General features: G+C 67.3%; 3 protein-coding genes. All 3 read left to right on the top strand.

Annotated elements, in window-relative coordinates:
* The first annotated feature begins 60 nt into the window (after positions 1–60).
* The gene (gene rpsA, locus IEY36_RS24970; RefSeq protein ID WP_188972044.1) at positions 61–1,773 is read left to right on the top strand and encodes a 30S ribosomal protein S1; all 1,713 of its coding nucleotides are present in this window, start codon (positions 61–63) and stop codon (positions 1,771–1,773) included.
* Between the two features lie 371 nt (positions 1,774–2,144).
* A complete protein-coding gene (locus tag IEY36_RS24965; protein WP_188972041.1) occupies positions 2,145–6,653 on the top strand; it encodes a S8 family serine peptidase in 4,509 nt (1,502 codons plus the stop codon).
* 503 nt (positions 6,654–7,156) lie between these two features.
* Positions 7,157–13,040: S8 family serine peptidase (locus IEY36_RS24960; protein WP_188972039.1), on the top strand; the 5,884-nt coding region annotated here is incomplete at its 3' end.

Genomic DNA, 13,040 nt, shown 5'->3' with positions numbered 1-13,040 from the left:
CGCGCAAGCCGCATCCCCCGCCGCAGCGTGGCGGGCCGATACCGGAAAGCACAGATCTGCATGGCCACCATTACCGCCGACCGCGTGGGTAGCGAAGATTTCGCCGCCCTTCTCGACGAGACCCTTGGTGCCGACACCGGCTTTGCCGGCTCGGTCGTCACCGGCAAGGTCATCCGCGTGGATGACGATGTCGCGGTCGTCGATGTCGGCCTGAAGAGCGAGGGGCGCGTGCCCCTGAAGGAATTTGCCGCCCCGGGCATGAAGCCCGAGGTGAAGCCCGGCGACCTGATCGAGCTGTTCGTCGAGCGCTACGAGGACCGGGACGGCACCATCGTCCTGTCCCGTGAGAAGGCCCGCCGCGAGGAGGCCTGGACCAACCTGGAGAAGTCCTTCACCGCCAATCAGCGCGTGAACGGCGTGATCTTCGGCCGCGTGAAGGGTGGCTTCACCGTCGACCTCGGCGGCGCGGTCGCCTTCCTGCCCGGTTCGCAGGTCGATATCCGCCCGGTGCGCGACGTCGGCCCGCTGATGGGTTCGCCGCAGCCCTTCCAGATCCTGAAGATGGACCGCGCCCGCGGCAACATCGTGGTGTCGCGTCGCGCAGTGCTCGAGGAGACCCGTGCGGAGCAGCGCAGCGAGCTGATCCAGGGCCTCAAGGAAGGCATGATCCTCGACGGCGTGGTGAAGAACATCACCGACTACGGTGCGTTCGTTGACCTCGGCGGCGTCGACGGCCTGCTGCATGTCACCGACATCGCCTGGCGCCGCATCAACCATCCGAGCGAGGCCCTGACCATCGGCCAGCCGGTGAAGGTGCAGGTCATCCGCTTCAACTCCGAGACGCAGCGCATCTCGCTCGGCATGAAGCAGCTGATGTCGGACCCGTGGGACGGCGTGGCGCTGAAGTACCCGGTCAACGCGAAGTTCGCCGGCCGCGTCACCAATATCACCGACTACGGCGCCTTCGTGGAGCTGGAGCCGGGCGTCGAGGGCCTCGTGCATGTCAGCGAGATGTCCTGGACGAAGAAGAACGTCCATCCGGGCAAGATCGTCGCCACCTCCGAGCAGGTGGACGTGATGATCCTCGATGTGGACGAGCCGAAGCGCCGTATCTCGCTCGGCCTCAAGCAGGCCCAGGGCAACCCCTGGGAGCTGTTCCTCGAAGCCCATCCGCCGGGCTCGATCATCGAGGGCGAGATCCGCAACATCACCGAGTTCGGCCTGTTCATCGGCGTGGGCCCGGATGTCGACGGCATGGTCCACATGTCCGACCTGTCCTGGGACGAGGCCGGCGAAGCCGCGATGCAGGCCTACACCAAGGGCCAGGTCATCAAGGCGAAGGTGCTCGACGTCGATGTGGAGAAGGAACGCATCTCCCTCGGCATCAAGCAGCTTGAAGCCGACCCGGCCGCTGAAGTGCTGGACCGCGTCCGCAAGGGCGACATCGTCACCTGCGTCGTGACGAAGGTCGAGGCGAACGGCATCGAAGTGAAGGTCGATGACGTGCTGACCGGCTTCATCCGTCGCGCCGAGCTCGCTCGCGATCGTGGCGACCAGAAGCCCGAGAAGTTCGCCATCGGCGAGAAGGTCGATGCGCGCGTCACCGCCGTGGACCGTGCTGCCCGTCGCCTGGCCCTGACCATCAAGGGCAAGGAGATCGAGGAGGAGCGCGAGGCGATGAAGGAATACGGCTCCGCCGACAGCGGCGCCTCCCTCGGCGACATCCTCGGCGCGGCGATCCGCCGCCGCCGCGAGATGGCCGGCGAAGAGTAAGACCGACCCCGCATCCGCGGGCGAGACTGGGAACCCCCGGGCCGCAAGGCGCCGGGGGTTTTCTTTTGCCCGCGAAATCGGCACCAGCCGCGGTCGGCCAAGCGTATCGTCCCCGACAGGTCACCGCAGCATCGCCGGCCGAACCACGGCAGCAGGACAGCGCGCGGGGCAATAACGGCGCGGCGCCATGACCGGCCTCCGCGTGCCACGCAGGAGGCTCGGCATAGGCCGCAACGATGCCGCGCCCGGGTGATTGTTCCTGAAAACAAATGAAGGTCGGTGTTGTTCGTTACACCTACCAAAAGATTCACGGCACCGTTATCAATTTGCATACATATGCCGCGCCTCCCGCGGCTATCGGGAGCGCGACCATGATCCGGACCCTGCATGACTCCGACGGCAGTCTCCATGTCCCTCTGGCCGATGACGACCTGCCTCTGAGCAGGCCGGCGGACGTGCTGGTCCCCGGGACGATCGCCATGACCACCGTCCCGCCCGGCGCGACGGCGCGGGACGCATCGGCGGGTGAACTGGCGCCCGATGACTGGCGAGACGCGGCGGCGGTCGAACCGGCGCCCGATGACTGGCGGGACACGGCGGCGGGCGAACTGCCGCCCACTGACTGGCGGGTCCCGCCGCTCGACCCGACCCCCGCGCCAAGCCCGGCCAGCCCGTCGGACTTCCTTCCGCCGGATGAGCTGCTGCTCGACCAATGGCACCTGTTCCGGCTCGGCAACCTGGCGCGCATCTGGGACGAGTACACCGGCGCCGGCATCCATGTCGGCATCTATGACGACGGCGTGCAGTACACCCACCACGACCTGAACGGGAACTACGATGCGTCGCGCCACGTGGTGATCGGGCCGACCACCTTTGACGGCGTCAATGTCAGCGGTGCCGATGGCCATGGCACCGCGGTGGCGGGGCTGATCGCCGCCGAGAATGACGGCGTCGGCACCGTCGGCATCGCCTTCGGCGCGGGCATCACCGGGGTCAACATCTTCGACCCGGCGAGTTCGCTGTACATCAACGCCGCTGTGCCGACGAATTTCTACAACGCCATCGCGCAATCCAGCCGCTACGACGTGGTGAACAATTCCTGGGGCTCGGAACCGAGCTTCGCACAGTTCCAGAACCTCGACATTGCCGGCAGCTTCGCGGCACAGACCCTCGCCGGCTGGGCCGGCGCCTCGGCCACCGGGCGCGACGGGCTCGGCACCATCGTGGTTAAGTCCGCGGGCAACGACTACCGCGAATCACAGGGCGACGGGCTGAATGCCAGCCGCTTCACGATCACCGTCTCGGCGATCGGCGACAGCGGCTATGCCGCCTCCTATTCCAACCATGGCGCTTCGATCCTGGTCGGCGCGCCGGGCAGCGAGTTCCCCGAGAATGGCGGGCTCGGCATCGTCACCACCGACCTGCTTGGCACGGAAGGTTACAATCTGCGCGCCAATGGCGGGGCGAACAGCGACTACACCGACGATTTCGGCGGCACCTCCGCGGCGGGGCCCATCGTCGCCGCGGTGGCGGCGCTGATGCTCGACGCCAACCCGGGCCTCGGCTGGCGGGACGTGCAGAACATCCTGGCAGCCTCGGCCACGCACACCGGCGGCGCCTACGGCGCCAGCTCGCTGACCGGTACTTTCGAGAACGGGTTCTGGTACTTCAACAAAGCCGACAGCTGGAACGGCGGCGGCATGCACGCCCACGCCAACTACGGCTATGGCGCACTGAACGCCTACAACGCGGTGCGGATGGCGGAGGTCTGGACGCTGTTCGCCCCGGCGCAGACCTCGGCCAACGAGCAGTCGGCGAGCAGCGGCACGGTGCTGAGCGGCGCGATCATCGCCGACCTCGCGACCCTGAACGTTCCTGTCTCCATCGCCAGCGCCATCGAGATCGAGCACGTCTCGCTCACGGTAACCTTCACCCACGCCAATTTCATCGACATCGACCTCTACCTCATCTCCGCGGAAGGCACCGTGGTGCGGTTGCTGGACGGCTCGGCCGGGACCACCGGCGCCTCCGCTGGCTCACTGACCTGGACCTTCGGCATCGACACGCTGCGCGGTGAACTCTCGGCCGGGACCTGGACAGTCGTCTTCGACGACGTGGTGGGCGGCAACAGCGGCGTGCTCACCTCGGTGGCGGTGACCGCCTTTGGCCACGCCGTGCCCGTGAACGACGTCTTCCACTTCACCGATGAATTCGACACCCTCGCCGCGTTGGCCGGGCAGAATGGCCGGCGCACCATTTCCGACACCGATGGTGGGATCGATTGGATCAACGCCGCGGCGGTCTCGACCGCGAGCGTGATCAACCTCAACCCGAACACCTATTCCTCCATCGCCGGCTCCTTCGTGAGGATCGTCGGCGACAACCTGATCGAGAACGCGATCGGCGGCGACGGCAACGACCTGCTGCTGGGCAACAGCGCGAACAATGAACTGCGCGGCATGCGCGGCATCGACACCATGCGCGGCGGTACGGGCAACGACCTCTATGTCGTGGACGCCGCCGGCGACGTGGTGGCCGAAGCCGTGGGCGCCGGCGCCGACACGGTGCGCTCGAGCGCCAGCTTCGCGCTGAGCGTGGGCAGCGAGATCGAGCTGCTGGAGACCACGGATGCCATCGGCGTCGCGGCGATCGACCTCGCCGGCAATGAGTTCGACCAGACGGTCACCGGCAATGGCGGCGGCAACCTGCTGTGGGGCCTTGCCGGCCACGACACCCTCAACGGCCTTGGCGGCAACGACACGCTGGATGGCGGCGAATCCGGCGACGACCTCCGTGGCGGCGATGGCAACGACCTGCTGATCGGCGGCGGGACGGGCGTCATCGGCGGCATGGACGACATCCTCGATGGCGGCACCGGCGACGACACGCTGCTCGGCGGCAGCAATGGCGACAGCCTGGACGGCGGCACCGGCATTCGCGACGTCGCTTCCTATGAAGGCAGCAGCGGCGTGCGCGTGGCGCTCGACGGCAGCGTCAGCTTCACCGGTGACGCGGCCGGCGACGTGCTGATCCGCATCGAGGACCTGTTGGGTTCCGCCGGCGCCGATACGCTGGTGGGCAATGCGGGCGCCAACCGGCTCACCGGCGGCGAGGACAATGACAGCCTGCGCGGCCAGGCCGGCAACGACACGCTGTCCGGCGGCGACGGGATCGACACACTGGATGGCGGCAACGACAACGACGTGCTGCTGGTCGGCGGCGTCAACGCCATCAGCGACGTCCTGACGGGCGGCAGCGGCAATGACCGCCTGCTGATTATCGCCGGCAGCGGCCCGCTGACGCTAACGACGTTGAGCAGGATCAGCGGCGTCGAGACGCTCGACGGCGCTGGCGAGGTCATTCGGGGCGACGGAAAGGCGAATCTCCTCGACTTCACGATCTTCACCACGGTGGTCGGCGTGGCGTCGGTCAATGCGCTCGGCGGCAATGACACCATCATCGGCAGCGACAGCGCCGACACCATCGACGGCGGCGTGGGCAGCGACAGCATCCGCGCGGGGAATGGCGACGACCTGCTGCTGATCGGTGGCAGCGAGGTGTTGTCCGATACGATCGATGGGGGCGGCGGCACCGGCGACCGCCTGCAGATCCGCGCCGGAAGCGGCCCGCTGACGCTGAGCACGCTGGCGAACTTCACCGGGATCGAGGTGTTCGACGGCTCCGCGCAGATTGTGCAGGGCACCAGCGGCGGCGACGTCCTGGACTTCTCGACCTTCACTTCCGTGGTCAACCTGGCGTCCATCATCGCCTACGAGGGCAATGACACCGTCATCGGCAGCGGCAACGCCGACACCATCGATGGCCGGGGCGGCAATGACAGCATCCTCGCCGGCGGCGGCGACGACTTGGTGTCGGTCGCCGGCACGGAAGCCCTGGGCGACACGCTCGACGGCGGCACCGGCACGCTCGACACGCTGCAGATCCGTGCGGGCACCGGCGCGCTGACGCTCACCACGCTGGCGAACGTCACCGGCTTCGAGGTCTTCAACGGCAGCGGACAGAACGTCCAGGGCACGTCTTCAGCTGACTTCCTGAACTTCTCGACCTTCACCTCGGTCGTCAATGTTGCCTCGATCATCGGCTACCAGGGCAACGACACCATCGTCGGCGGTGTGGCGGCCGACACCATCGACGGCGGCGGCGGCAATGACAGCCTGCTCGGCGGCGGCGCCAACGACCTCTTCCTGGTCAGCGGCTCCGAAGCCCTGGGCGACACCATCAATGGCGGCAGCGGTGCGCTCGACACCCTGCAGATCCGCGCCGGCAGCGGCGCGCTGACGATGACCACGCTGGCGAACATCACCGGCGTCGAGGTCCTCGACGGCAACGGTCAGAACGTCCAGGGCACCGCGGCCGGCGACTTCCTGAATTTCTCGACCTTCACCTCGGTCATCAACGTGGCCTCGATCATCGGCTACCAGGGCAACGACACCATCGTCGGCGGTGCCGCGGCCGACACCATCGACGGCCGCGGCGGCAGCGACAGCATCACCGGCGGTGCGGGCAATGACTGGCTGACCGGGGGCACCGAGGCGGACCAGTTCGTGTTCACCTCGTCCAGCCAGGGCACCGACACGATCACCGACTTCGCCGTGCTGGTCGACGACATCGTGATTGCTGCGTCCGGCTTCGGTGGCGGGCTGTTCGCCGGTGCCGACCTCGCGGCGCTGGGGCGCTTCGTCTCCAACACCACGGGCCTCGCCACGGCGGCCTTCGGACAGTTCATCCAGGAGACGGATGTCGGCAGGCTGTGGTGGGACGTCGACGGCACGGGTGCGACGGGCCGCGTCGCGGTGGCGGACCTGCTCGGCACCGCGGGCCAGAACCTCAGCGCCAGCGACTTGACCATCATCGCCTAGCGGCCTGCCCGCACCCTTCGCCGGAGATCCGGCGAAGGCACCGAACGGCGGCGCCGCGCCCGGTCAGGTGGGTGTGGTTGGGCGGGTGCATGGCGTCCGCGCGGGCCGGGGGGATGGGAGGTCGCGCAACAGCTACTCCAGCGCAGGGTGAACATTCAACGGATGACGCCCCTCAGGAGAGCGCAAGGCGCAGCAACCTGACACCACCCGCGTTGCCTCGCCCCGACGTCCTGACCCACGCACGGCGGGCAAAGCGACAGGCACCATCTGGAGAGACATGTCGTAAATTTTGCTGTGCCCGCCATGGCGCCCCGAACCGATTCGGATGCTCAACATCATTGGTCCTGCGCGCTGGGCGACGCCAATGCTCCATGTACGAAAAATTGCATGGTTTTTGAGAATCTTATTACATGCAACCAAAGGTTGGTGTTCCTCTCCCTCGCGACATTGTTATTGTTTCGGCCTCGAATCGCCCAACAACCGCCGACGTGAGGTCCGCTGTCATGATCCGCTCGCTTCGCGACGATGAAAACGGCCTCTATGTCGCCTTGTCCGACGAGGACTTCCAGCAACACGGGCAGGACGATGTTCTCGTCTTCCGCGCCGCAGCCATGGCCGCTTCGTCCGGCCCCGCGATGGACGACAAGGCGCCCGAAGCCCGGCAGGTCGCGTCGCTCGTTCAATCCCCCGCGCCGGCCGGCATCCAGGCGGCCACTGCGATCGACGAGCAGGCGCCCGACGGACTGCCGGTCGCGTCACTGGCGCATTCCTCCGCGTCCGGCGGCATCCGGGCGGCCACCGCGCTGCCGACCGACCCGTTGCTGGCCTCGCAATGGCATCTCGGCAATACCGGCGGCCTGTTCGACCTCCGGGTCCAGGGCGTCTGGAATCCGGCTTCGGGCGCCGCCTATACCGGGGCGGGCATCCGCGTCGTCGTGATCGATGACGGGTTCGACTACAACCACCAGGACCTCGCGGCCAACTACGACCAGGGGCTCGACTTCGACTTCGCCGACGTGGACCTCGACCCGTTCGGCACCTCGAGCGATGCGCACGGCACCGCCGTCACCGGCATCATCGGCGCCGACAACAACGGCACCGGCGCCGTCGGGGTGGCGTTCGACTCGAGCCTCGTCGGCTATCGTACCTTCGGCTTCATTACCGACCAGTGGCTACAGAACATCCGCGACGCGATCCACCACGCCGCGGTCTCCGCCCAGGGCGACGTCGCCAACATCAGCCAGGGCATCGCCAACGACGCGGCCAGCGAGTTCGGCGCCGGCTACGACGCGGCCCGTTTCGATGAGATCGAGACCTCGATCGGCGATGCGGTTGGCCAGGGCCGCGGCGGCCTCGGCATGACCATCGTGAAGTCGGCCGGCAATTCCCGTTCGGACAACTACGACGTCAACGCCGACGACTGGACCAACGATACCCGCCAAGTCGTCGTCGCGGCGGTGAACCAGGATGGCTTCGTCTCCAGCTATTCGAGCTATGGCGCGGCGCTGCTGGTCTCGGCCTTCGGCACGCCGGGCCAGGTCGTCACCACCGACCGCACCGGCGCGGCAGGCTACAACAGCACCGACTTCACCTCCGGCTTCAACGGCACCTCCGCCGCCGCCCCGATGGTGACGGGCGTCGTGTCGCTGATCTATGACGCCAACCCGGGTCTTGGCTGGCGCGACGTGCAGAGCATCCTCGCCCTCACCGCGCGCCAGGTCGGCAGCGAAGTCGGCGCCGGAACCGCCGGGTCCGAGCGCTACCTCTGGCAGTTCAACGCCGCGAGCACCTGGAATGGCGGCGGGCTGCATTTCAGCAACGACTACGGCTATGGCCTGGTGGACGCCCTGGCGGCGGTGCGGCTGGCCGAAACGTGGCTCGACACCACGCCTGCCCAGACAAACGGCAACCAATTCACCAACACCGTCGACATGCTCAACGCGACGGTGGTGATCCCGGACGGAAACCTCACCGGCACGAGCTTCACGGGCAGCGCCGGCTTCGACGACGAGGTCGATCGCGTCACCGTCACCATCACCTTCTCGACGACTTGGCTCGCCGACCTGGAACTCTACGTGATCTCGCCCGACGGTACGGTCAGCGAGCTGATCGATGATGTCGCTGGCGATGCAGACTTCAACGGCACCTGGACCTTCGAGACGCAGGCCTTCCGCGGCGAGCGTGCCGCGGGGACCTGGACCGTGCGGATCGTGGACGATGCGGGCGGCGACACCCTGTCGGTCAGCGACGTCGTGCTGCGGACCTGGGGCCGCTTCAGCGCCGACGACCGCTACGTCTTCACCAACGAGTATTCGGACTACGCCGGCACGTTCGGCCACACCACGACGATTGCCGACGCCAATGGCGGCACTGATGCGTTCAACGCCTCGGCGGTCAGCTCGGGCTCGATAATCAACCTGAACGCCGGCGGCGCCAGCGTCATCGACGGCGTCGCGCTGTCGATTGCCGCCGGGACGGTAATCGAGAATGCCTATGGCGGTGACGGCAACGACACGCTGATCGGCAACAGCGTCGGCAATCGGCTGCTTGGCGGGCGCGGCAATGACAGCCTGGACGGTGGGAGCGGGACGGATTCGCTCTACGGCGGCGACGGCGACGACACGCTCAGCCAGAATTTCGGCGGCCCGAACGAGATCATGGACGGCGGCGCCGACAACGACACCGGCGACTGGTCCTACAACCTGTTCGACAACTGGACGATCGACCTCGTCGCCGGCACCGCGCAGATCGGCGGCACGGTCTACGCGCAGCTGACCTCGATCGAGAACGTGGTCGGCGGGCAAGCCGCTGATACAATCATTGGAAATTCGGGGCCAAACCGCCTCGATGGGCAGGCAGGCAATGACAGCCTGGACGGCGGGGGCGGCACGGACTCGCTCTATGGCGGTGCCGGCAATGACACGCTCAGCCAGAACACCGGCGGCCCGAACGAGATCATGGACGGCGGCGCCGACAACGACACCGGCGACTGGTCCTACAACAATTTCGGCTTCGCCTGGACGATCGACCTCGCCGCCGGCACCGCGGTAGCCGGCGGCACGACCTGGGCGCAGCTCGTCTCGATCGAGAACGCCGTCGGCACCCAGAACAACGACACCATCATCGGCACCGGCGGCGCGAACCGGCTCGACGGACATATCGGCAACGACAGCCTGGATGGCGGCTCGGGGACGGACTCGCTCTATGGCGGTGCCGGCAATGACACGCTCAGCCAGAACACCGGCGGCCCGAACGAGATCATGGACGGCGGCGCCGACAACGACACCGGCGACTGGTCCTACAACAATTTCGGCTTCGCCTGGACGATCGACCTCGCCGCCGGTACGGCGGTATCCGACGGCACGACCTGGGCGCAGCTCGTCTCGATCGAGAACGCCGTCGGCACCCAGAACAACGACACCATCATCGGCGCCGGTGGCGCGAACCGGCTCGACGGACATATCGGCGACGACAGCCTGGACGGCGGGGGCGGGACAGACTCGCTCTATGGTGGCGCCGGCAACGACACGCTCAGCCAGAACACCGGCGGCCCGAACGAGATCATGGACGGCGGCGCCGACAACGACACCGGCGACTGGTCCTACAACAATTTCGGCTTCGCCTGGACGATCGACCTCGCCGCCGGTACGGCGGTATCCGACGGCACGACCTGGGCGCAGCTCGTCTCGATCGAGAACGCCGTCGGCACCCAGAACAACGACACCATCATCGGCGCCGGTGGCGCGAACCGGCTCGACGGACATATCGGCGACGACAGCCTGGACGGCGGGGGCGGGACAGACTCGCTCTATGGTGGCGCCGGCAACGACACGCTCAGCCAGAACACCGGCGGCCCGAACGAGATCATGGACGGCGGCGCCGACAACGACACCGGCGACTGGTCCTACAACAATTTCGGCTTCGCCTGGACGATCGACCTCGCCGCCGGTACGGCGGTATCCGACGGCACGACCTGGGCGCAGCTCGTCTCGATCGAGAACGCCGTCGGCACCCAGAACAACGACACCATCATCGGCACCGGCGGCGCGAACCGGCTCGACGGACATATCGGCAACGACAGCCTGGATGGCGGCTCGGGGACGGACTCGCTCTATGGCGGTGCCGGCAATGACACGCTCAGCCAGAACACCGGCGGCCCGAACGAGATCATGGACGGCGGCGCCGACAACGACACCGGCGACTGGTCCTACAACAATTTCGGCTTCGCCTGGACGATCGACCTCGCCGCCGGTACGGCGGTATCCGACGGCACGACCTGGGCGCAGCTCGTCTCGATCGAGAACGCCATCGGCACCCAGAACAACGACACGATCATCGGCACCGGCGGCGCGAACCGGCTCGACGGACATATCGGCAACGACAGCCTGGATGGCGGCTCGGGGACGGACTCGCTCTATGGTGGCGCCGGCAACGATACGCTCAGCCAGAATTTCGGCGGCCCCAACGAGGTGATGGACGGCGGCGCCGACAACGACACCGGCGACTGGTCCTACAGCGTAAGCGACAATTGGGCGATCGACCTCGCCGCCGGTACCGCGAAGATCGGCGCCACGACATTCGCGCTGCTGACCTCCATCGAGAACGTCGTCGGCGGGCAGCTCGGCGATACCATCGCCGGCGATGCCGGGGCGAACCGCCTCGATGGGCAGGCTGGCGGTGACAGCCTGCTCGGCCAGGCAGGCAACGACACGCTGTTGGGCGGCACCGGCATCGACACGCTGGATGGCGGCGACGACAATGACCTGCTGCTGATCGGCGGCGCCGAGGCGGCCAGCGAGACCTTCAGGGGCGGCAGCGGCAATGACCTCCTGCAGGTGATCGCGGGCAGCGGGCCGCTGACCCTGACGACGCTGAACAGGATCAGCGGGGTCGAGACACTCGACGGTTCCGGCGAGATCATCCAGGCCGACTCGGGCTCCAATCTGCTCGACTTCTCGACCTTCACGTCGGTCGTCAACGTGGCCGCCATCAACGGCCTCACCGGCAATGACACGATCATCGGCAGCAACAACGCCGACACCATCGACGGCGGCAAGGGCAATGACAGCATTCTTGCCGGCGGCGACAGCGACCTGGTGCTGATCGCCGGCACGGAAGCGCAGGGCGACACGATCAACGGCGGCGCCGGCGCGCTCGATACGCTGCGGGTCCGCACGGGTAGCGGCGCATTGACGCTGCAGACCACGCAGAATTTCGCCGGCTTCGAAGCCTTCGATGGTGCCGGGCAAGCCATCCTGGGCACCGCCAACGCCGACTTCCTGAACTTCTCGACCTTCGGTTCCGTGGTCAATTTGGGGTCGATCGTCACCTACGGGGGCAACGACACCGTCCTCGGCAGCAACGGCGCCGATACCATCGACGGTCGCGGCGGCAATGACAGCATCCTTGCCGGCGGCGACAACGACCTGGTGTTGATCGCCGGCACGGAGGCGCAGGGCGACACGATCGACGGCGGCGCCGGCGCGCTGGACACGTTGCGCATCCGCGCGGGCACCGGCGGGCTGACGCTGACCACGCTGGCACGTTTCACCGGCTTCGAAGTCTTCGACGCCTCCGGACAATCCGTGCTCGGCACCGCGGGCAGTGATTTCCTGAACTTCTCGACCTTCGCCTCGGTGATCAACCTGGCGTCGATCGGCGCCGGGAGCGGCAATGATACCGTGATCGGCACCAGCAACGCCGACACCATCGACGGCCGCAACGGCAATGACAGCATCCTCGGCGGCGACGGCAACGACCGCTTCCTGGTCAGCATCACCGACGCCAGGGGCGACACCATCGACGGCGGCGCCGGCGCGCTCGACACCCTGCAGATCCGCGCGGGCAGCGGCCCGCTGACGCTGACCACGCTGGCGAACTTCACCGGGATCGAGGTGTTCGACGGCTCCGGGCAGATCGTCTGGGGCACCACGGCTGGCGACTTCCTGAACTTCTCAACCTTCAACTCTGTCATCAACCTGGCGTCCATCATCACCTTCGATGGCAACGACACCGTCATCGGCGGCGGCGGCGGCGACACCATCGACGGCCGGGGTGGCAGCGACAGCATCGACGGCCGGGGCGGCAATGACAGCATCCTCGCCGGCGGCGGCGACGACTTGGTGTCGGTCGCCGGCACGGAAGCCCTGGGCGACACGCTCGACGGCGGCACCGGCACGCTCGACACGCTGCAGATCCGTGCGGGCACCGGCGCGCTGACGCTCACCACGCTGGCGAACGTCACCGGCTTCGAGGTCTTCAACGGCAGCGGACAGAACGTCCAGGGCACGTCTTCAGCTGACTTCCTGAACTTCTCGACCTTCACCTCGGTCGTCAATGTTGCCTCGATCATCGGCTACCAGGGCAACGACACCATCGTCGGCGGTG

This window comes from Neoroseomonas lacus, from assembly GCF_014644535.1.
Classification (GTDB): Bacteria; Pseudomonadota; Alphaproteobacteria; order Acetobacterales; family Acetobacteraceae; genus Neoroseomonas; species Neoroseomonas lacus.
The sequence above is the reverse complement of the archived record's forward strand: the minus strand, read 5'-3'. Positions and strand labels throughout refer to the sequence as shown.

What these genes read in the sequence shown, in the direction of transcription:
- rpsA (WP_188972044.1), top strand. Translation starts at nt 61, where the DNA reads ATGGCCACCATTACCGCCGACCGCGTGGGTAGCGAAGATTTCGCCGCC.
- IEY36_RS24965 (WP_188972041.1), top strand. Translation starts at nt 2,145, where the DNA reads ATGATCCGGACCCTGCATGACTCCGACGGCAGTCTCCATGTCCCTCTG.